The 20,934-nt window shown below is 69.6% G+C and carries 18 protein-coding genes; 14 read left to right on the forward strand and 4 right to left on the reverse strand.

Annotated features, from left to right (window positions below; all coding sequences use genetic code 11):
- Positions 1-36: 36 nt before the first annotated feature.
- Complete coding sequence (locus DKM19_RS18875) at positions 37-438, reverse strand: Lsr2 family protein (protein WP_110705798.1); 402 nt, start codon at positions 436-438, stop codon at positions 37-39.
- A gap of 636 nt (positions 439-1,074) precedes the next feature.
- On the opposite strand from DKM19_RS18875, the gene DKM19_RS18880 reads away from it, so the two are divergent.
- Both DKM19_RS18880 and araA read left to right on the forward strand, forming a co-directional pair.
- The gene (locus DKM19_RS18880) at positions 1,075-1,743 is read left to right on the forward strand and encodes an L-ribulose-5-phosphate 4-epimerase (protein WP_110696958.1); all 669 of its coding nucleotides are present in this window, start codon (positions 1,075-1,077) and stop codon (positions 1,741-1,743) included.
- Positions 1,740-3,245, forward strand: coding sequence for an L-arabinose isomerase (gene araA, locus DKM19_RS18885; protein ID WP_110696960.1), 1,506 nt, complete (start codon positions 1,740-1,742; stop codon positions 3,243-3,245). The genes DKM19_RS18880 and araA overlap by 4 nt, the downstream gene beginning before the upstream one ends.
- 390 nt (positions 3,246-3,635) lie before the next feature.
- On the opposite strand, the gene DKM19_RS18890 is transcribed toward araA, so the two are convergent.
- Complete coding sequence (locus tag DKM19_RS18890) at positions 3,636-4,277, reverse strand: TetR/AcrR family transcriptional regulator (protein WP_239514320.1); 642 nt, start codon at positions 4,275-4,277, stop codon at positions 3,636-3,638.
- 93 nt (positions 4,278-4,370) lie between these two features.
- Here DKM19_RS18890 and DKM19_RS18895 point away from each other — a divergent pair, with 93 nt between their 5' ends.
- Entirely contained in the window at positions 4,371-5,492 is a 1,122-nt protein-coding gene (locus DKM19_RS18895; RefSeq protein ID WP_110705799.1) for an FAD-dependent monooxygenase, read from the forward strand.
- Positions 5,493-5,754: 262 nt separating this feature from the next.
- The gene (locus DKM19_RS18900) at positions 5,755-6,624 is read left to right on the forward strand and encodes an LLM class F420-dependent oxidoreductase (protein ID WP_110696964.1); all 870 of its coding nucleotides are present in this window, start codon (positions 5,755-5,757) and stop codon (positions 6,622-6,624) included.
- Here the strand turns inward: DKM19_RS18900 and DKM19_RS18905 are convergent.
- Complete coding sequence (locus DKM19_RS18905) at positions 6,621-7,358, reverse strand: MBL fold metallo-hydrolase (RefSeq protein ID WP_239514321.1); 738 nt, start codon at positions 7,356-7,358, stop codon at positions 6,621-6,623. The two genes, DKM19_RS18900 and DKM19_RS18905, sit on opposite strands and share 4 nt — an antisense overlap.
- Positions 7,359-7,558: 200 nt before the next feature.
- Here DKM19_RS18905 and DKM19_RS18910 point away from each other — a divergent pair, with 200 nt between their 5' ends.
- The 10 genes from DKM19_RS18910 (at position 7,559) to DKM19_RS18955 (ending at position 19,419) form a co-directional block, all read left to right on the forward strand.
- Entirely contained in the window at positions 7,559-8,773 is a 1,215-nt protein-coding gene (locus DKM19_RS18910) for a phosphotransferase (protein ID WP_162641593.1), read from the forward strand.
- A gap of 387 nt (positions 8,774-9,160) precedes the next feature.
- A complete protein-coding gene (locus DKM19_RS18915) occupies positions 9,161-10,972 on the forward strand; it encodes an ABC transporter substrate-binding protein (protein ID WP_110696970.1) in 1,812 nt (603 codons plus the stop codon).
- Entirely contained in the window at positions 10,969-12,012 is a 1,044-nt protein-coding gene (locus DKM19_RS18920) for an ABC transporter permease (protein ID WP_110696972.1), read from the forward strand. Before DKM19_RS18915 ends, DKM19_RS18920 begins: the two co-directional genes overlap by 4 nt.
- A 76-nt stretch (positions 12,013-12,088) precedes the next feature.
- Positions 12,089-13,018, forward strand: a complete 930-nt coding sequence (locus DKM19_RS18925) for an ABC transporter permease (protein ID WP_110696976.1) — start codon at positions 12,089-12,091, stop codon at positions 13,016-13,018.
- Positions 13,019-13,255: 237 nt separating this feature from the next.
- Complete coding sequence (locus tag DKM19_RS18930) at positions 13,256-14,296, forward strand: ABC transporter ATP-binding protein (RefSeq protein ID WP_239514322.1); 1,041 nt, start codon at positions 13,256-13,258, stop codon at positions 14,294-14,296.
- Positions 14,293-15,303, forward strand: coding sequence for an ABC transporter ATP-binding protein (locus tag DKM19_RS18935; RefSeq protein ID WP_110696978.1), 1,011 nt, complete (start codon positions 14,293-14,295; stop codon positions 15,301-15,303). Before DKM19_RS18930 ends, DKM19_RS18935 begins: the two co-directional genes overlap by 4 nt.
- A complete protein-coding gene (locus DKM19_RS18940) occupies positions 15,300-16,295 on the forward strand; it encodes a GNAT family N-acetyltransferase (RefSeq protein ID WP_239514323.1) in 996 nt (331 codons plus the stop codon). The genes DKM19_RS18935 and DKM19_RS18940 overlap by 4 nt, the downstream gene beginning before the upstream one ends.
- A gap of 112 nt (positions 16,296-16,407) precedes the next feature.
- Positions 16,408-17,325 carry an N-acetylmuramic acid 6-phosphate etherase gene (gene murQ / locus DKM19_RS18945; protein ID WP_110696981.1) on the forward strand — a complete coding sequence of 306 codons (918 nt, stop codon included), beginning with the start codon at positions 16,408-16,410 and terminating at the stop codon, positions 17,323-17,325.
- Positions 17,318-18,394: a serine hydrolase gene (locus DKM19_RS18950; RefSeq protein WP_239514324.1), complete on the forward strand. Its 1,077-nt coding sequence runs from the start codon at positions 17,318-17,320 to the stop codon at positions 18,392-18,394. Before murQ ends, DKM19_RS18950 begins: the two co-directional genes overlap by 8 nt.
- 317 nt (positions 18,395-18,711) lie before the next feature.
- Positions 18,712-19,419 (forward strand): VOC family protein, encoded by a 708-nt coding sequence (locus tag DKM19_RS18955; RefSeq protein ID WP_110696986.1) that lies wholly within the window; start codon positions 18,712-18,714, stop codon positions 19,417-19,419.
- Between the two features lie 171 nt (positions 19,420-19,590).
- Here the strand turns inward: DKM19_RS18955 and DKM19_RS18960 are convergent, their stop codons facing one another.
- Positions 19,591-20,931, reverse strand: a complete 1,341-nt coding sequence (locus tag DKM19_RS18960) for a lysine N(6)-hydroxylase/L-ornithine N(5)-oxygenase family protein (protein WP_110696988.1) — start codon at positions 20,929-20,931, stop codon at positions 19,591-19,593.
- Positions 20,932-20,934 lie beyond the last annotated feature (3 nt).

Genomic DNA, 20,934 nt, shown 5'->3' on the forward strand with positions numbered 1-20,934 from the left:
GTTGATTGTCCCGCATGCCGACGGCCGCCCTCGAACTCAGACCTCGTGCTGTGCGCCCGGCGTTCCCGGCGCGTCCTGCTCCTCCGGCGTCGCGTCGGGGTGGGCGGCGATGAACTTGTCGACGATCTCGTCCGTGATCTTTCCGCGAGGGGAGACCTCCAGCCCCTGTTCGCGCGCCCAGTCGCGAACGTCGGTGTTGGTGTAGCCGCGCAGCCGGGGCGCGGTGTCGACGGCCTTCCTGGAGCGGGTGGCCTGCTTGACCTCGCGAGACCTCTCCAGGATCCTCTCGACGAAGGCGAGTGCGTCGCAGAGTCTCTGCTGGTTGCCGTCTGACAGGTCGATGGCGAAGGTCCTGTCGAGCAACGGGAATTCCCGGCGTATCACGTCGGATCCCTCGGAATTATCGAGGTCGTCCACCAGGATCACCTTCTGTGCCATCTGCCGTCCTTCCCAATGAATCTTGGTCGCTGTCGCCCGTGGCATCCTGCCGCCCCCGGCCGGATCGATCATGCTCTTGGCTCATTGTTTGTCGATTTGTTTGTCGATCCACGAGGTTTTCCCGGCTCTGCCGGGCCGGACGGATCCGTGCCGCCGGCCGTCGGGACCACCGTGCGTGGGTGGGTCGACGCAGGCGACGGGCTGTGCTTCCCGGGGGGTTCCCCGGGAAAATCCCCCGCGGATCCCCCGGTGGTTTCCTCGGAGGAGGGTGTCCACATAACAGGAGCGGGGTTGACGCGGTGAGTGTTAGCGCTATCACTGGACGGGGTCAAGTAGCCCCTCCTTTTTAACAGGAAAAATGCGGTTCCCTGGGAGAGCGGGGTCTGGGCTTGACACCTAACCCTGTTATCGCAAACACTCAGAGGCCCCAGTGTGCGCGACCCCCGGACCGCCGGATCGGAGATCGTTGTCCGAGAGGACCCCGGAGTCCGCTCACGTAGTCGTTCCTCAGCAGAAAGGCGCTTGTCCCTGAAGGAAAGGGGCTTGCCTCCATGGGATCTTTCCGCGCCGGATCGACCCATGTCATGGCCGTTAACGCAATCACAAGCAAGCGATAGGTTAGTGAGCGAGGAGACGATGACCGTACCCCTTACCCGGCTCCGTGAGGAACTCGCGGAGCACCACCGGCAGCTGGTCGCCTCCGAGCTGGTCGTGTGGACCGCGGGCAACGTTTCCGCGCGAGTCCCCGGCGAGGAGCTGATGCTCATCAAGCCGAGCGGCCTGCCGTACGAGGAGCTGACGCCGGAGTCGATGGTCCTGTGCGACCTGTACGGCGAACCCGTGGACGGCGGGTTGAAGCCGTCGAGCGACGTTTTTGCACACGCCTATGTCTACCGGAACATGCCGCAGGTCAACGGCGTGGTGCACACACACTCGACCTATGCGACCGCGTGGGCGGCACGCGGCGAGGCCATTCCGTGCGTGCTGACGGCGATGGCCGACGAGTTCGGCGGGGAGATCCCGATCGGCCCGTTCGCGCTGATCGGCGGCGACGACATCGGCAGGGGCATCGTCGAGACCCTCTCGGGTCATCGCTCGCCCGCCGTGCTGATGCGCAGCCACGGCGTGTTCACCATCGGCGCTTCGGCCAAGGCCGCGGTCAAGGCAGCGGTGATGTGCGAGGACGTGGCACGGACCGTGCACATCACCCGGCAGATCGGCGAACCCGTCAAGATAGCGCCGGCCGACGTCGACAAGCTTTACGACCGTTACCAGAACGTCTATGGGCAAGGAGCCGACAGGTGAAGTCCCTCGAAGAGCGCGAGATCTGGTTCCTCACGGGAAGCCAGGCACTCTACGGCGATGACACTCTGCGCCAGGTCGCTGAGCAGTCGCGGCAGATCGCCGACGCCCTGAACGACGCCTCCGGCGTACCCATCCGCGTGGTGTGGCAGCCGGTGCTCACCGACGCCGAGTCGATCCGGCGGATCTGCCTCGACGCGAACACCTCGGACGCGTGCGCCGGCGTGATCGCGTGGATGCACACGTTCTCGCCGGCGAAGATGTGGATCGCCGGGCTCGACGCGCTGCGGACCCCTCTGCTGCACCTGCACACGCAGGCCAACGTGACGCTGCCGTGGAGCTCCATCGACATGGACTTCATGAACCTCAACCAGGCGGCGCACGGCGACCGGGAGTTCGGCTACATCCAGTCGCGGCTCGGGGTGGCTCGCAAGACCGTCGCCGGGCACGTGAGCGACCCCTCGGTGGCGGAGCGGATCGGCGCGTGGGCGCGGGCGGCGGCCGGGCGCGCGGAGCTGAGCTCGCTGCGGCTGGCCCGGTTCGGCGACAACATGCGCGACGTCGCGGTCACCGAGGGCGACAAGGTGGAGGCCCAGCGGCGGTTCGGCGTGTCGGTCAACACCTACGGCGTCAACGACCTGGTGGCGGCCGTCGACGACGTCGCCGAGGCCGAGGTGACCACGCTGGTCGGCGAATACGCGGACACCTATCGGGTCGTCCCGGAACTGCGCTCCGGCGGGGACCGGCACGACTCGCTGCGCTACGCCGCGCGGATCGAGCTCGGCCTGCGGCACTTCCTCGTCTCCGGCGGCTTCGGCGCGTTCACCACGAACTTCGAGGACCTCGGCGGGCTGCGGCAGCTTCCCGGTCTGGCCGTGCAGCGGCTGATGGCCGACGGCTACGGCTTCGGCGGCGAGGGTGACTGGAAGACCTCCGTACTGCTGCGCACGCTGAAGGTGATGGCCGGCGGATTGGGCGGCGGGACGTCCTTCATGGAGGACTACACCTACAACCTGGAGCCGGGGCAGGAGCGCATTCTCGGCGCCCACATGCTCGAGGTGTGCCCGTCCATCGCCGAGGGCGTGCCCTCGTGCGAGATTCACGCGCTGGGCATCGGCGGCCGAGAGGACCCGGTCAGGCTCGTCTTCGACGCCGAGCCCGGTCCCGCGGTGGTCGTGGGCATGGCCGACATGGGGGACCGCTTCCGGCTGGTCGCCAACGAGATCGAGGTGGTCGCCCCCACCGAGCCGCTGCCGAACCTCCCGGTGGCCCGTGCGGTGTGGAAGCCGCTGCCCAACCTGCGCACCTCCACGGAGGCGTGGCTGACGGCCGGAGGCCCGCATCACACGGTGCTCTCCTCCGCCGTCGGCGTGGAGGAGCTCGCCGACCTCGCCGACATGGTCGGCGTCGAACTCCTTGTCATCGACGCGGATACCAAGATCCGGGAGTTCACCAAGGAGATCCGCTGGAACCAGGCCTACTACCGCCTGGCCCAGGGCTTCTGAGAGCCTCGCCACAACCGGGGCGGGAGTTCTTCGGGGGAACGGTGACGGCCCGGCCGTCCTCCCGGGGCACGGGAACTCCGAACAGACGGCGGTCGCGGTTCGCGGCCGCCGTCGGTGCGTCCATGACCGGTCTCCACGGTCCGCTCGCCGGACCGGCGCCCGATGCGGCGGAACCCACCGGGAGCGCGCCGGTTCGATCTCTGGGCGACACACCGTACATTGACGTGCTCGGCGGTGACGACCTGTGTCGTTCACGGCTTGATTCACGGTGAGGTGTGGACCTTGCCCTTGGGTGAAGGCCCAGCATCGTGGTGCCCCGGTTCTGGCGCTACACCGCCCCAGCGGCAGACCACCGATGAGGCCCGGCGGACGCTGTCACTCGTGGACGGCTCAGGCCGTACCGTGCGGAGGGCGAGGCTCGGCCGCGTGAGCCGACGCCCGCAGCCATGGGGTGAGCGCGACGTCGGTCGCCCGGCGGACGGCCGCCTGCACCGCGGCGGGGTCTCCGAGCCGCTCGGGGTCGTCGAGCAGCACCTGTAGCGCGCCCGTGACCGCGCCGACGAACGCCCCGGTCAGCGCCGCCGCGCTCACCTCGTCGAGCCGCTCGGGGAACGCCGCGGCCAGATGTCCGGCGATCTCGCGCTGCGCGTCGAGCTGGATCTGCAGAGAACGCCCGCGTACCACCGGCACGGTCCGTATCAACCGCAGCCGCAGCGCGGCGAGCCGGCCCGCCAGGTCGTCGTTGTCGTCGCCGACCTTGTGCAGCGCGCGCAGCAGCACCTCGGCCGGTCCGTCGTCCGGGCCGCGTGACGTGATGGCCTCGATCGCCGCCTGCACCCGCGCGTCGCTCTCCGGGAACAGCAGCTCCTCCTTGCTGGCGAAGTAGCCGAAGAAGGTGCGCGTGCCGATGTCGGCCGCGGCGGCGATGTCGGCGATGGTCGTCTCGTCGTAGCCGTTGCGCTCGAACAGCTCTGTCGCGGCGTCGACGAGGGTCTGGCGGGTGCGGGCCCGCTTGCGATCGCGAAGAGACACGCGGCCCAGCATACGGCACTCGACGCAGACGGGAATCCGATGCTAATTGGCACTCATTGCAAAGTGGCATCGAGTGCGATTATGGTGTGGGGCATGTCCCCTCGAAGCGTGCTGATCTCCGGCGGCGGCATCGCCGGCCTGACCCTGTCCTACTGGTTGGCCCATCACGGGTTCCACCCCACCGTCGTGGAGCGATCGCGGGGCCTGCGCTCCAGCGGCAGCCCCGTCGACGTGCGCGGCCCTGCCCTGCCCGTGGCCGAGGAAATGGGCATCATGCCCGGCCTGCGCGACGTCGCCACCCAGGCGACCACGATGAGCGTCGTCAACGCCGCCGGACGGCAGGTCGCCCGCATGGCCATGCCCGCCACCAGCAGCGCCGCCGGCAACCGGGAGGTCGAGCTCCCGCGCGGTGACCTGGCCGCCGTCCTCTACCGGGCCGCCCGCGACGACGCCGAGTTCCTGTTCGACGACACGATCGTCACGATGCGGCAGGACGAGCACGGCGTCGACGTCACGTTCGACCGCTCAGCGCCTCGCCGCTTCGACCTGGTGGTCGGCGCCGACGGGCTCCACTCCACGGTGCGGCGGCTGGCGTTCGGCCCGGAGCCCGGCTTCGTGCGGCACATGGGCGTCTACGTCGCGACCATGCCCCTCGACGGCCCGGTCGACCACCCGCACGACGTGCTCATGTACAACACTCCCGGCAGACTGGTCTCCATCCACCCGTCACGGGGCCGGGCCCTGGCCGCCTTCATCTTCCGCGGCCCGGCGATCACCGACTTCGACCACCGCGACACCGAGCAGCACCGGCGGATCGTCACCAAGGCCTACGCGGGCGCCGGCTGGCGAGTGCCGCAACTGCTCGAGCGGCTCCAGAGAACCGAGGACCTGTACTTCGACTCGGTCAGCCAGGTGCGTCTGCCGACCTGGGCGCAGGGCCGCGTCGCGCTGCTCGGCGACGCGGCGTCGTGCGTGTCGCTGTTCGGCGACGGCTCCAGCCTCGCCATGGCCGGTGCCCACACCCTCGCCAAGGCCCTCGCCACGCAAACGGCCGACCCCGCGGGGGCGTTCCGCCGTTATGAGACCGAGCACCGCACCCTGGTCGGCCCGAAGCAGCGCAACATCGGCCGGGCCGTAGCGCTGCTCATCCCCAGGACACGGCTCGGAATCGCCGCCCGCAACATCGCCGCCCGGGTCTGGCTCAGCCGGCGCTGACACCCCGCGCCACCGGTCGACATCGCGGTGAACACGCTTCAGCGCCGCGGCCGGGTGGCGGTCCGAACGGATCCGGCCGTCGGCCGGCCACGCCGGCGCACCTCACTCCGAATCGCCTCACGTGAGACGGAAGCCACCCCGCGGCGTTCCAGATGTAGATCTTTCTCCCCAAACCGGCGGTCAGGGCGTCGGGTGCGGTTGAGCGGTGTCATGTACGGAATGATGATCGATGAGTTCGTCTGACCGTTGACGGGAGCCATGAATGCAGATCGGTGTTGTCTTTCCCCAGACCGAGATCGGCGGGGACGTGGGCGCGGTGCGTGCCTACGCGCAAGGGGTGGAGGAGCTCGGCTTCCGGCACCTGATGGCCTACGACCACATTCTCGGCGCCGATCCGGCGGTCCACCAGGACTGGCAGGGTGTCTACGACGTGCAGGACACGTTCCACGAACCGATGGTCCTCTTCGGATACCTTGCCGCGTTGACCTCGCTGGAGCTTGTCACCGCGATCATCATCCTGCCTCAGCGGCAGACGGTCCTGGTGGCCAAGCAGGCGGCGGAGGTCGACCTGCTCAGTGAAGGCCGGTTGCGGCTGGGCGTGGGGCTGGGATGGAACGCGGTCGAGTACGAAGCCCTCGGCCAGGACTTCACCACCCGGGGCAAGCGCGTCGAGGAACAGATCGAGTTGATGCGCCGGTTGTGGACCGAGCAGTCGATCACCTTCGACGGCACCTATGACCGGGTGACCGGAGCGGGGCTGGCGCCCCTGCCCGTGCAGCGGCCGATCCCCGTCTGGTTCGGTGCGCAGTCGCCCGTGGCGTACCGCCGTGCCGGACGGCTGGCCGACGGCTGGTTCCCGCAGATGCCTCCGGGCCCGAAGCTGGATGAGGCCAAGGCGATGGTCGAGGAGGCCGCCGTGCAGGCGGGACGCGACCCTTCCGTGCTCGGCATGGAAGGCCGGGCCAGCTGGACGGGCAGCGCGGAGGAGCTGGACGACCTGGCCCGCCGGTGGCGGGAGGCCGGTGCCACTCACCTCGCCGTCAACACCATGAAGGCGGGACTGCGCACGGTCGACGAGCACCTGGCCGCGCTGGCGACCGCGGCCGAGACCCTCGAACTGCGGAAAGGTTAGTTCCGTCCGAGCGTGACGGTAAGTCCTTCCTCGGCCGCCAGCACCTCACCGCCGAACTCCTTCCGTGCGGCGGCCACGGAGGCGGCCCGGTCGTTGCCCGGCCAGAAGTGGGTGAGCATCAGCCGATGGGCGCCTGCGCGGCGGGCCCAGTGGCCGGCCTCCGTGGAGGCCAGCAGATTACGGGTGGGGCGGTCGGTCTCGCCGTCGCGATCGGTGGCCTCGACGATGAACAGATCGGCATCGCGGCCGAGCTCGGCGAGCGCGGGGGACGGGCCGGTGTCGCCGGTGTAGGCCAGGGCGACCCCGTCGGCCTCTACCCGGATGCCGGCGTTGGGCACATGGTGCGGCAGCGACAGACCGGTGAGGGCGAACGGCCCCACCCGGTGGCTGCCGGGCAGCGGATGTACGTCGAAGACCGCGTGGAGGTCGGCATCGGGCTCCAGGCCGCTGAGCCGGTCGAGCACGCCCGGCGGGCAGTACAACGGCAGCCGCGGCCCACCGGGGTCGCCGTAAAACCGCATCCGAAACAGTCCGTGCAGGTCGATGCAGTGGTCGGGGTGCTCGTGGGTGACGACGACGGCGTCCACCGCGCCGTCCGGCCAGTGCGCGAGCAGCCGCGGCAACGTGGCATAGCCCAGATCGAGCAGCAGGCGATATCCGTCCCAGTCCACCGCGAATCCGCTGCAGGCACGGCCCGGCTCGGGAAACGCACCACAACTGCCGAGAACGGTCACCTGTCGCATCCATGCAGGATGTCAGTTTCCAGGCGGTCATGGATGGTTCGGGGAAAGGGCCCCTGTAGACGGTTGACCATCTCGGTCGGCCGCCACTGATTCCGAAACTCGGGGTGGTTGATAGCTCCCTAATCAGGCATACTCCGCATGAAGCAAGATCCATTGCTAGATCCGCGGCCTATGACCAAGGAGATCGGCCATTGGACACCGGTGCACGTACTGACAGTCCAGGGCTGGTGGTGGCCAAGGGAATCCTGCGGTACGGCGGCCACGCTCTCCGGGAACAGCTCACCCGCCGGCGGGCGACCCGCCTGACGGACGTGCCGGTGCGGACGCGGGAGGTCACCCGCGAATGGCTGACCGCTGTCCTGTGCGGTGAGCACGTCGGCGCGGCGGTGGAGTCCTACGGGCTGGAAGACGTGAGCAACGGCACGTCGAGCCGCTGGCGGGCCACGGTCACCTACAACGACGCCGGTCGCGACGCGGGCCTGCCCACGGCGCTCTTCGCCAAGACGAGCCGGAGCTGGACCCAGCGCCTCCTACTGGGGATGGCCGACGTGCTCACGGGTGAGCCGGGGTTCTACACGCACCTCCGGCCCCGCTTGGAGATCGAGGCGCCTCACGGATATCACGGGGCGGTCGATCCGGCGTCGGGGCGCTCGATCGCGCTGATGGAGGACATCGTCGCCACTAGGGGCGCGACCTTCTGCACCCCGCAGACCCCGATCTCCCTGGAGGAGATGAAGGGTCTGCTCGCCGACATGGCGGTCTGGCACGGACGCTACTGGAACGACGTCGAGTTGGATCACCATTCGTTCCTGCGGAAGACGCCGGAGACCTTCATCGGCAATCTTGCCAAGTTCGCCGGGCTGGAGAAGCGCGGCATGGTCGGCGTTCAGCGCGCCAAGGCCGTGATTCCCGACGCCGTCCTCCCCCTCTACGAGGACCTCTATCGAGCGCTCTGGCGATCGCTGGAGTTGGCGGGCCAGGGGCCCCTGACCCTCCTGCACGGCGACTCGCACATCGGCAACGTCTACAAGACCCGATCCGGCCGGCTGGGATTCGGCGACTGGCAGGTCGTCATGCGCGGCAGCTGGGCCTACGACGTGTCGTACATCATCGCGACCGGGCTGGCCGTGGAGGACCGGCGTGCCTGGGAGCGAGACCTGCTGGCCTTCTACCTGGAACGGCTCGGCGCGGCCGGAGGCGCGGCGCCGGACTTCGAGGCCGCCTGGCTCGCCTACCGCCGGCAGATGCTCTGGTCCTACTTCGGGTGGCTGCTCTCCATCGGACGCAGCGCGATCCAGCCGAAGTTCCAGCCCGACGCGATCAGTCTCGGCATCCTCGAACGCGCGTCGAACGCCATCCTGGACCTGGACACACTCGGTGCGGTCAACAGCTCGAAGCCCGCATAGATCCGTCGCCGAACCGCCCGCACGACCTCTCGTCCCGCGCCCGGTACGCCGCCGCGCCGCCCCGGTTCGAGCGAGCGCCGGGTCCGGGGGGCCTGGACGCTGCCCGTTCCGTGTCCACGTGCCGCGATCCGGGGGCCGGAACGTAAAAATTAGAGAATGCGGATATTGGCCGACGGACGGAATGGGGACGGGCACCGCCGTCCGCACCGTGGCCCCGATCCCCTTGCAGGGCGGGAGTTCCGTGAGGCCGCGCGTCGGCGGACGGCATATGAAGGAAAGTTTCATAAGAATCGCCGACTTTGGAATTTATTGACTCAGGCCGCCGAGTGAACGTAGTGTCCGGACAACCCCGACGTCCTGACCTCGTAAGACTCCCCGGAGTAGTTGATGAAGCGACTAGCAGTGGTAGCGGTGTTGCTCGCCCTCACCTCCGCCACCGCGTGTGGCGGCGGAGGAGGCGGCTCAACCGCGGATAGAAACGGTCTCTACACGACGATCGACGCTCTCAAGCCGGGCCTCGACGCGAACGCGCCGATCAACCCGTACAACCCCAAGGGCAACGCGTTCCTGGGCTACAACGCCCAGTGGCTCGGGTGGACCAAGAACAATCTGACCGACTCGAACCAGTTCTACCCGGGTGTCGCGGAGAGCTGGAAGATCGCTCCCCACCAGTCCTCGATCACCATCAAGCTCCGTCCGAACGGCAAGTGGTCCGACGGCCGGCCGATCACCGCCGAGGACGTGAAGTTCTCCATCGGCCTGGCCTACACCCAGGGCGGCACCGCCTACGCGCTCGACCCCTCGGCGGCCGGCACGGCCTCCGACATCAAGATCGTGGACGACCATACGATCAAGATCACCCAGTCGGCGAAGAACCCGAGCAACTCCTTCGTCCAGGGCGTGATGGAGACCTTCATCGTCCCGGAGCACGTCTGGGCCGGAGCGCTGCCCGCCGACTTCTGGGCCAAGCTGAAGCTCGCGCAGAGCGCCGCCCCCGGGGCCGACGCGGCGCGTGCCGAGATCACCAGCCTGGCCGACAAGGTCATCGCCTTCGCCCCGCCCAAGGACGTCTCCGCCGGGCCGTTCACGCTGGCGCGGATGAACCCCGGCGAGGCGCTGCTGGTCAAGAACCCGTACTTCTACAACGCCGCCAAGGTCGCCCCCGACAAGGTGAAGATCCTCAACTACACCGGCAACGAGCAGATCTGGAACTACCTGATCTCCGGGCAGCTGGACAACGCGCCGTTCACCGCGCTCCCCGCCGACGTCATGGAGCGCATCGTCCAGACCTCGGGCAACGGCGTCGTCCAGGGATACTCGCCGGTCGGCAACGCGCTGGCGTTCAACCAGTCCAAGAAGCCCTACGACAACGTGCACGTCCGCCGGGCGCTGGCCTACCTGATCGACCGCAAGCAGGTCACGAAGGTCGCCTCGCCGGAGGGCGGCGTCGCCGCGCTGACCACCTCCGGCATGCACCAGAAGGCCGCCGAAGCCTGGCTCGGCGACAAGTTCGCCGCGCTCAACCCCTACAAGGTCGACCCCGCCCAGGCCGCGAAGGAGCTCGAGGCCGCGGGCATGAGGAAGATCGACGGCAAGTGGACGATGCCGGACGGCACCCCCTGGAAGCTGACCATCAACGTGCCCGCGTCGTTCTCCGACTGGGTCGCCGGGGCGAAGGCCGTCACCAGCCAGCTCAACGACGCCGGGATCGACGCCCAGGTCGTCACCACCGCCGACTATCCGCTCTACCTGCAGGAGATCGCCGCGGGTAAGTACGACATCGGATTCTGGCTGGTCGCGCTCGGGCCCTCGCCGTACAACATCTTCCAGCGCCTGTACGGCGCGTCGAACGGCTGGCAGCTCTTCGGCGGCAGGCTCAAGCACGTGGCGCCGGGCAAGGAGGGCAACTGGATGGGCGGACCGGAGACCATCGAGGTCAAGGGCGTCGGCAAGGTCGACCCCGGCGAGCTGGCGGTCAAACTGAACTCGGCCCCCGAGCCGGAGCAGAAGAAGATCATCGGGATTCTCGCCGAGGCCGCGAACCAGGACCTGCCGGTGATCCAGATGTGGGACTACGTCAACACCCAGTTCGTCAACACCACCCGCTTCACCGGCTTCCCGCCGAACAACAGCGACGCGCTGCGGCTCACCTCCGGCGTCTGGCTCCAGCTCGGACTGATCAAGAGGAAGCAGGCATGACGGCCATCGGAGCCCGGCGTCTTCCCGGGGTGAACAACGTCGTACGGCGGCTGGCGGGCCACCTGGTCCGTGGATTCGTCATGATCCTGGTGGTCACCACGATCAGTTTCGTGATCATCAGGCACATCCCCGGCGACCCCCTGCTCGCCCGCTACGAGAGCCTGGTCGAGAAGGGCATGTCGCCGGAGCAGGCCCAGCGGGCCACGGCCGCGCTGTACGGCTTCATGCCGCGCGGAACCCTGTGGGAGCAGTACATCGACTACATGAGGGGACTGTTCCACCTCAACCTGGGGCAGTCGCTGAGCACACCCGGCGTGCAGGTCACGACGCTGCTCGCCTCGGCGGTCGCGTGGACGATCGTCCCGGTCCTGGTCGGCACCCTGCTGAGCTTCGTGGTCGGCATCACCGTCGGCGTCTACGCGGCGATGAAGCGGTCGGGCAAGCTCGGCGACGTCCTGGCCCTCTCTGGCTCGCTCCTGCACGGCCTGCCGCAGTACGTCCTCGCGCTGCTGATAGCCGCGATCTTCACGACCCTGCTGCCGATCTTCCCCTCCGGCGGCACGGCGGACATCCTGTTCGACCCCGGCTTCAACGCCGGCTACATCGGCTCGTTGATCCAGCACGCCGCGCTGCCGATCGTGACCTACGCGCTGGCCAGCTACGGAGGCTGGATCCTGGCGATGAAGTCGAGCGTGGTCACGGTGCTCGGCGACGACTTCATCCTCGCCGCCGAACTGCGCGGCCTCAAGCGTGGGATCATCTTCCGCTACGTGGCCCGCAACGCGATCCTGCCGCTGTTCACCATCCTCGCGCTCTCGCTGGGCATGCTCTTCGGCGGTGCGATCTTCATCGAGCGGATCTTCAACTATCCGGGACTGGGGCTGCTGCTGATCAACAGCATCACCAGCCGTGACTACGCGCTGATGGGCGGTGCCTTCCTGCTGATCACCGTGGCGATCGTCATCGCCAACATCGTGGCAGACATGCTGTACACCGCGATCGATCCGCGCGTGCGGAGCGGAGGGGGGACCACCTCATGACCTGGAGACGCGACGGAGGCCACGGCGTTGTGATCCCGGCGAGCCCGATGGCCACGCGACCGGCGGAGGGGATCGCATGACCGCGCCGACCATCATCCCGGGAGCCCCGGGCGGCACGCGCACGAGTGGCGGCGCCCGCGCGACCCTGCGGCGAAACTTCTGGCGCGGTGTCTGGCGGGTGCTGCGGCGCAAGCCCAGCCGGATGCTGGGCGTGATCATCCTGGCCGTGTTCGCGGTCATGGGCGCCTTCGGACCGCTGTTCTATCCCGCGCAGCTGCCGCGCGACAACAACGCGCTCTACGCGGCGCCAAGTCTGATCCACCCCTTCGGCACCGACTTCGAGGGCACCGACGTGCTCGCCCTGGTGATCACCGGAGCGCGGTACGTCCTGCTGACCGGCCTGATCACCGCGGTCATCGCGATCGTGCTCGGCACCGGCGTCGGGCTGTTCGCCGGGTTCAGGCGAGGGCGCTGGGACAGCCTGCTCATGCGGATCACCGACATGAACCTGGCGATCCCGGGTCTGCCGCTGCTGCTGGTCCTGTCGACCGTGTGGAAGTTCACCAGCGCGTTCGAGATGGGGCTGGTGCTCGGCCTCCTCGGCTGGGGCGGGGTGGCACGTTCCGTACGGGCCCAGACCCTGTCCCTGCGCGAGCGCGGGTTCATCGAGGCGGCCAGGGGGCTGGGCCTGTCCACGAAGCACATCATCGGCAGGGAACTGCTGCCCAGCATGGCCCCCTTCATCGCGATGAACATGCTCATCGCGGTGACCGGCGCGGTATACGCGCAGGTGGGACTGTTCTTCCTGGGTGTGCTGCCCTTCGAGGCCAACAACTGGGGCGTGATGCTCAACCTCGCGGTGTTCGGGGGCGGCGCGCTGACGACCACCGCCGCGCTGCCGTACCTGCTGGCGCCGTTGCTGGCGATCCTGCTGCTCACCCTGGGCATCGTGCTCGTCGTCGACGCGATGGACGAGATCTTCAATCCCCGGCTGAGGGAGGAGTGACGGATGTTCCTGTTCCCCGCCAAGAAGGCACCGGCTCCTGAAAGGGAGGCGTCCCCTCCCGAGAGGACGTCGTTCCCCGAGCAGTCCGAGCGGCCCGGAAGACCCGAGGAACTCGGAGGACCCGAGCGGTCCGGGAGACCTGCGGAGCCCGGAGGACCCGAGCGGTCCGGGAGACCCGCGGAGGTCTCATCCCCCGGAAGACCGGAGAAGGCGTTCCCCGGGAAGAAGGCGCCGGGAGTGCGCGTCAGCGGCCTCTCCGTCGTCTACCGGACCCCGGCGGGAGAGCTCCCCGCCGTACGCGGAATCGACCTGGAGCTCGTTCCCGGGACGATCACCGGAGTGGTCGGCGAGTCCGGCTCCGGGAAGTCCACCCTGGCGCTGTCGCTGCTCAACGCCGTCCAGCCGCCCGGCAGGATCAGCGCGGGCAGCGTGGAGATCGACGGTCTCGGCGACGTCGTGCGGCTGGGAGGAGACGCGCTGCGCAAGGCGAGGGGCCGGCACATCGGATACGTCTTCCAGGCCGCCCAGAACTCTCTCAACCCCCTCAAGACGGTCGGCAAGCAGCTCCTCGACCTCGGGCGCTCGCACGAGGTCGAGGACCTGCGCGAGCTGGTCAGGGACGCCAAGGAACTGCTCGGCCGGATGGGAATGGACGGCGCCCGCGTGCTCGACTCCCACCAGCACGAGCTGTCGGGCGGGATGCGCCAGCGCGTGGGCATCATGCTCGCGCTGGTCCTCAACGCGCACCTCGTCGTGCTGGACGAGCCCACCACCGCGCTCGACATGATCACCCAGGCCACGATCCTGCGGATCATCCGCGAGGTGCACGAGGAGCGCGGGCTCACCACGCTCGTCATCACCCACGACCTCGGCGTGGTGGCCGAGGTCGCCGACCGGCTGGCCGTCATGTACGGCGGGCGGGTGGTCGAGCAGGGGCCGACCATGGAGGTGCTCGGCGCGCCCCGCCACCCCTACACCCAGGGACTGATCCGGGCCATCCCGCGCCTCGTGGGCGACATCGGCGAGGCCCGGGCACTGCCCGGCCGCCCGCCGACGCTTGGGACGATCCCGGCGCGGGGATGCGTCTTCAGGGAGCGCTGCCATCTGCGGATGGCCGTCTGCGAGACGGAGGAACCGCCCGCGATCTCCCGGGGGGAGTGGATCGTGGCGTGCCACGCGGTCGCGGCGGAGGCCGAGGCGGAAGGCGGAAGGCGGCGGGTCGCGGCGGGGACACAGGGAAGCGCGAAGGCGCACGGAGCGAAGGGGGAGCAGGGGTGATCACTGGGCAGGGCATCACGAAGACCTTCAGGCAGCGGGGCAGCGTCCTCGCCGGGCGGGAGGTCAAGGCACTGCGCGGGGTCGACTTCGCCATCAAGAAGGGCGGCGCGGCGTCGTTCATCGGTGAGTCCGGCAGCGGCAAGACGACGCTGGGGCGGATCATCGCCGGGCTGGAGAGCCACGACGCCGGGGAGATCACCATCGACGGCACTCCCATGTCGTCACTGCGTCCGAAGCAGCGGCAGCCGTACTTCCGCCGGATCCAGCTCATCCACCAGGACCCGTACTCGGCGCTGAACCCGACCCGCACGGTCCACCAGACGCTGAACGCGCCTCTCGACCTGCGGGCCAAGGGGACCGGCCGTTCGCGGTCGTGGGTGGAGGGACGGGCGGAGGAGCTGCTGGAACTGGTCGGGCTCGACCCCGGCTACGTTCTGCCGCGCTACCCCCACCAGCTCTCCGGCGGCATGCGCCAGCGGGTGGTCATCGCCCGCGCGCTCACCGTCGACCCGGAGATGCTCGTCGCCGACGAGGCCGTCTCCATGATCGACGTATCGCTGCGGCTGGGCATCCTGGCGTTGCTCAAGGACCTGCGCGAGCGGCTCGGCGTGAGCGTGCTGTTCATCACCCACGACGTGGCCACCGCCCGCTACATCGGCGAGGACGGCGAGCTGTACGTCATCTACCGCGGGCAGGTCGTCGAACGGGGCCATGTGGAGACGATCATCTCCGACCCCGTCCACCCCTACACGCAGTCGCTGCTGTCGGCCATTCCCGTACTGCGCGGCCTGGAGCAGCCGGGCGAGGAGCCGGTGGTGCCGACCGAGGCACTCGACGAGGGCAACCACGACGCGGGCTGCCTGTTCGCGCGGCGCTGCCCGTTCCGCACCGGCCGCTGCGAATCGGAGCGCCCGGTGCTCGGCCACGCCGAGGGCACGTCCCAGGAACACGCCTGCTTCCACCCCCGGCGCCGAAGCGTCGTCGCCATGCCGGCGGGCCGGGCATGAACCCCGTGGGGGACGTCTACGATCCCGTCATGCGGGCCGCCGGAGCGGATGTCCACGACCTCGCCTCGCCGGTCGCCGGCGAGGGCGGCCGGGCCGTCGCGGGGAGGAAGGGCGCGTTCACGCCCGCCGAGGGGATTCGCGAGGCCGCGGCCGCCGACGCGGCGGCGCTCGGCGAGCTCGCCTCCTCGGCGCTCACCCTGGACGCCGAGGAGGCGCCGCACCTGGTGGCCCGGCTCTCGGCGCCACCGCCCGGACGCCGCTGGACGGCGCTGGTGACCGACGACCTCAAGGGCGTGGTGTTCGCCTCGCTGTCGGCAAAGGACCGGTCCATCGGGCACATCGACCTGCTCGCCACACATCCGGACGTCCGGGGCAGGGGCCTCGGGCGGGCGCTGGTCGTCGCGGCCGAGGGCTGGCTGCGCGGCGAGGGCGCGGTCGAGGCCCGGTTCGCCGGCAATCCGCCCTGCTACGCCTGGCCGGGCATCGACGTGCGCTACACCGTGGCGGCCTGCCTGACCGAGAGCCTCGGGTACGAGCGTTACCACGTCGCCTGGAACATGACCGCCGACCTGACCTCCCCTCTGACGACGTACGCCGATCTCGTACGGCTCGCACGGGAGGACGTCACCGTGCACGCGGCCGGTCCCGCGGACCGCGCCGCCGTGCTCGCCTTCGTCCGGGAGCACTGGAACGAGAACTGGGCGTGGGAGGTGGGGCAGGCGACAGGCTGCCACTACGCCGCCAGGGAGGGGGAGATCCTCGGCTTCGCCGCGTGGGGTGCCAGGCCCGCCTGGTTCGGCCCGATGGGCACCGCCCCCGCCGCGCGGGGCCTCGGCATCGGCCGGGTGCTGCTGCGACTCTGTCTCGCCGAGCAGCAGACCGCGGGTATGGCGAGCGCGCAGATCGGCTGGGTGGGACCGCTGGGTTTCTACTCCCGAGCCGTCGGGGCACGCGCCGAACGGGTCTTCTGGCTCTACCGCCGTGACCTGTGATGGCGGCCGGACCCGCCGAGGTGTTCGATTCGACACGGTGGGCGGGGCTTCACTACTAGAAGATAATCTACTTAATAGAAGTGTGATATGAAAATTAGCGACATGAGACGACATGATTGATTCACTCGCAGCTCTGTCCACGGAACAGAGCGATCCGCGCTACAGCCAGATCGACCGGCTCTCGACCGAGCAGGTCGCCCGGTTGATGAACGCCGCCGACATCACGGTGCCCGCGGCGGTGGCCCTGGTGATCCCGGAGATCTCGGCCACGGTCGACGCCGTCGTCACCCGGATGAAGGCGGGGGGACGCCTGTTCTACGTGGGCGCCGGGACGTCGGGCCGGCTGGCCGTACTGGACGCCTCCGAATGCCCGCCGACCTTCGGCACCGACCCGGAGCTGGTGCAGGGCATCATCGCGGGCGGCCAGCCCGCGCTGACCCGCTCGGTCGAGGGCGCGGAGGACGACGACGCCGGGGGAGCCGCCGCGATCGCGGAGCGGGGCGTGAGCGCGCTCGACTCGGTGGTGGGCGTCTCCGCCAGCGGCCGGGCGCCGTTCGTCCTCGGGGCGCTCGCCGAGGCGGGCCGCCGCGGAGCCCTGACCGCGGGACTGTCGTGCAACGCCGGAACCCCGCTCTCCGAGGCGGCGATGCACCCGATCGAGGTGATCGTCGGACCGGAGGTGGTGACCGGCTCGACCAGGCTCAAGGCCGGGACCGCACAGAAGCTGGTCCTCAACATGATCTCCACGATCGTGATGGTCAGGCTGGGCAGGACCTACGGGAACACCATGATCGAGGTGTCGGCGATGAACTCCAAGCTCGCCGACCGGGCCGCCCGGATGGTCGGCGACATCACCGGTGCCGGACTCTCCGTCACCCGCCCCGCGCTGGAGGCGGCCGGCTGGAACGTGAAGATCGCGGTGCTGATGATCGAGTACGGACTCGGCGCCGATGACGCCCGAGCCCTGCTGGAGAGCCACGGAGACCGTCTGGAGGCGGCGCTGGAGGCGGAGAAGGCGCAAGGTGCCTGAACCCTCCTCCGTGCTCGGCGGGATCCTGGCGGCGGCGGTGCCGCGCGTGTGCTCGGCCGCGGTCGCCGTGATCGCCGTGGACGGGACCACGGTGGCCGCCGCCGCGGTGGGGGAGACCGTACGGTACGCGGCGGTCTCGGAGGAGCTGGCGGACGACCGCCCTCCGGTCCGCCGTGACTCGATCTTCGACCTGGCGTCGATCACCAAGCTCTTCACGACGGCCGTCATCCTGTCGCTGACCGAGGAGGGCCGCCTCGACCTGGACGAACCCGTCGCCACCTGGCTGCCCGCCGGCTACGCCGGCGCCCCGGAGGTCACCCTGCGGCACCTGCTCACCCACACCGCGGGCCTGCCGCCCGGGCGCAGGGCCCACGAGGAGATCCCCGGAGACGGTCCCGAGGTCCATGCCTCACGGATGGACCGGATCCTGTCGACGCGGGCGCTCCACCCGGTGGGCGAGCGCTACCTCTACTCGGACGTCGGACTGATCACGGCGGGACGGGTGGCCGAGATCGCCGGGGGAGCGTCCCTGGACGCGCTGCTGCGCGCCCGGGTCACCGGCCCGCTGGGCCTGCCGGACACCGGATACCTGCCCGCCGCACCCCTGCGCTCCCGGGCCGTCGCCACCGAGGACAAGCCCGAACGCCCGGGCCCCGGATGCGTGCGGGGAGAGGTCCACGACGAGACCGCGTACGGCCTGGGCGGGGTCGCCGGGCACGCCGGCGTCTTCTCCACGGCCGACGACCTGGTGCGTTTCACCGAGGTGATACGCACCGGGGGAGCCCCGATCCTGAGCCCGGACACGACCGCCGAGATGACCCGCGACCAGGGCGTCAGGGGTGCGGACTTCCGCCACGGCCTGGGGGTGCGCATCGGCGACCCGGCCATCGTCGGCCCGCTGACCGACGCCTACGGCCACTCCGGCTTCACCGGAACCTCGCTCGTCGTCGACCCCGTACGGGCCCTCACGGTCGTCCTGCTGACCAACAACGTCCACCCGCTCCGCGGCCGCGCGGGCATCCGCGACCTCCGCCACGCCGTCGCCGCCGAGGCCCTGCGCCTGTCCTGAACGTCCTGCCGGACCATGGGCCCCGTCCCCCGTCTCCTGCGGGCCCTCCCGCAGGAGACGGGGCGGCCGTCAGATGAGGCCGCTGACAGTGCTCGCCCTCAAGGTTCCGCTACTTCGAGTCATCCTCAGGGAACCAGGTGAAAAGTCCGAAGAACATCGTTCCTCCTCTCGTGTCAGCCCCCGATCGGCCGGCGGCGTCGCGCCTGCCGATCGGGGGTGGCTTGTTTGTCGTGATCTAGAGGGTCGGCAGCTCGGCAGTGTGACATCGGCCCGCTGGAGAAATCGCGCGCCCGGCTTCGCGCTGAGATCATGTCGAGATGACACAGAATCCGGATACCGGCAGGAGACTGAGCCGACAGGAGATCTCCGACGCCGTCGGCGATCTGGGGTGGCGCTACATCCTGGGGGCCGTGTGCGCGTCGGTGCCCGTGGCGTCGCTGGCGCGGTCGGCGGACGTCGCCGCGCGCGTGGTGGCCACGGCCGGCGACGACGGCGAGGGAAGCGTGCGGTTGGACGTCCGTCGGGACCGGGTGGCCCTCACGCTGCAGTCGTTCGCCGTCGGCCGGGTGACACCGTTCGAGATCGAGCTCGCCGGTCGGATCTCCGCGATGGTGGGCGAGCTCGGGCTGCGTACCGACCCCGAGGTCGATGCTCAGGGGCCGCGGTCGGTTCAGATCCTTGAGATCGGGATCGACGCGCTCGACATCGCCGCCATTCGCCCCTTCTGGAAAGCGGTGCTGGGTTACGACGACGAGGCCGGCGCGTCGGGGGACGAGGACCCGCTCGTCGATCCCGTCGGCCAGGGGCCCGCGATCTGGTTTCAGCAGATGGACGCGCCGCGGCCGCAGCGCAACCGGATCCACTTCGACGTCTCGGTCCCGCACGACGAGGCGCCCCATCGCATCGAGGCCGCGCTGGCGGCGGGCGGGGTGTTGCTGTCCGACACCGCGGCGCCCGCCTTCTGGGTGCTGGCGGACGCCGAGGGCAACGAGGCGTGCGTGACGACGTGGCAGGGAAGGGACTGACCCCGCCAAAAGCCCGCCCCGCGGTCTGAAAGGCCGGGCCCCCGGTGACCGGGTCATGGCACGGGCCGTTCTCAGGGAGCAGGGGTGAGGACTCACGTGCCTCCCAGCGTGGGCTGGGAGGCCTCGGGTCTCCGCGTGCGAGGACGGCGTGCCGTCCCGTTATGCGAAGGTTCAGGCGGGAATGTCGGCCAGCGCGGACGCGCGGTTGGCGAGAAGGGAGTCGCGGATCTCGCCGGCGCGGATGGCGGTGGTGGACAGGAGGGTGGAGGTGATGCCGTGGGTGTGCTCGGTGCCGCCCTGAAGATAGACGCCGGCGGTGACCTCGGGGGTGAGCTCGACGCGGTGGTCGCGGCCGACGCGGACGGCGTCCTCCTCGTCGCGCAGGCAGAGCTTGGCCGCGTCGCCGAGGATGACGCCGATGTCGGAGGAGCGATAGCCGGTGGCGTGGACGAGGATGTCCACGGCGAGGACCTTCCGCTCACCGGTGGGCAGGAACTCCACGGTGACGTCCAGGCGGTCGTCCAGGGCGCGTACGTCCCGGATGCGGGAGACGTTGAGAATGCGCAGGCGCTGCCGGCCCTGGACCTTCTCGCGGTAGGTGGTCGAGTACAGGGACTGGATGAGGTCCATGTCGACCACCGAGTAGTTGGTGCTGCGGTGGTAGTCGAAGAAGGACTGCTTCACCCCGGGAGGGGCGTTGAAGTAGAGGTCGACCGCCTCGGGATCGAAGATCCGGTTGGCGAAGGGGCTGTCGTCGGCGGGGGTGTAGCCGTACTTGGCGTGGACCGCGCAGACCTCGGTCTCCGTGAGGGTGCGGTGCAGGTAGTCGACCGCCTCGGCGGCGCTCTGCCCGGCGCCGAGCACGACGGCGCGGCGCACCGGGATGCCTGCGGCGACCAGCTCGGCGACGCGCGGGACCAGCTGACTGGTGTGCCAGACCCGGTCGGAGAGAACGGTGTCCGGCGGCAGGTGGGGTTCCAGACCGGTGGCCACGGAGATGTTGCGCGCCCGGCGCAGGACCGTGCGGGCGGGGTCGCCGGGGTCGCGGCTGATCACGTCGAACCAGCGGATCTCGCCGTCCTCCGTCATCACCGGCTCCACGGCCAGAACCTCGGCGGAGTATGCGACCAGGTGCTTCACCCGGGCGGCGGCCCACTCGAAGTAGTCGTGGAACTCCACCCGTAGCGGGAAGAGGGTCTTCTGGTTGAGGAAATCCACCAGCCTGCCGCGCTCCTGCAGGTAACACAGGAAGCTGAAGTCACTCGACGGGTCGCGCATGGTGACCAGGTCCTTCAGGAAGGGCACCTGCATCGTCGCGTCGTCGATGAGCATTCCCCGGTGCCAGCCGAAGTGCGGCTGCCTCTCCAGGAACCCGGCCCGGAGCCGCTCCGCGGCCGGAACCCTTGCGTTGTGCTCCTCAACGGCTATGGCCAGCGCCAGATTCGAGGGTCCGAAACCGACCCCCAGGACGTCGTAGATGCTGTCCGGACCACTGTGCAGTGTGTCGTCCACCGC

The organism is Streptosporangium sp. 'caverna' (assembly GCF_003203775.1).
In the GTDB taxonomy this organism is placed as follows: Bacteria; Actinomycetota; Actinomycetes; order Streptosporangiales; family Streptosporangiaceae; genus Streptosporangium; species Streptosporangium subroseum.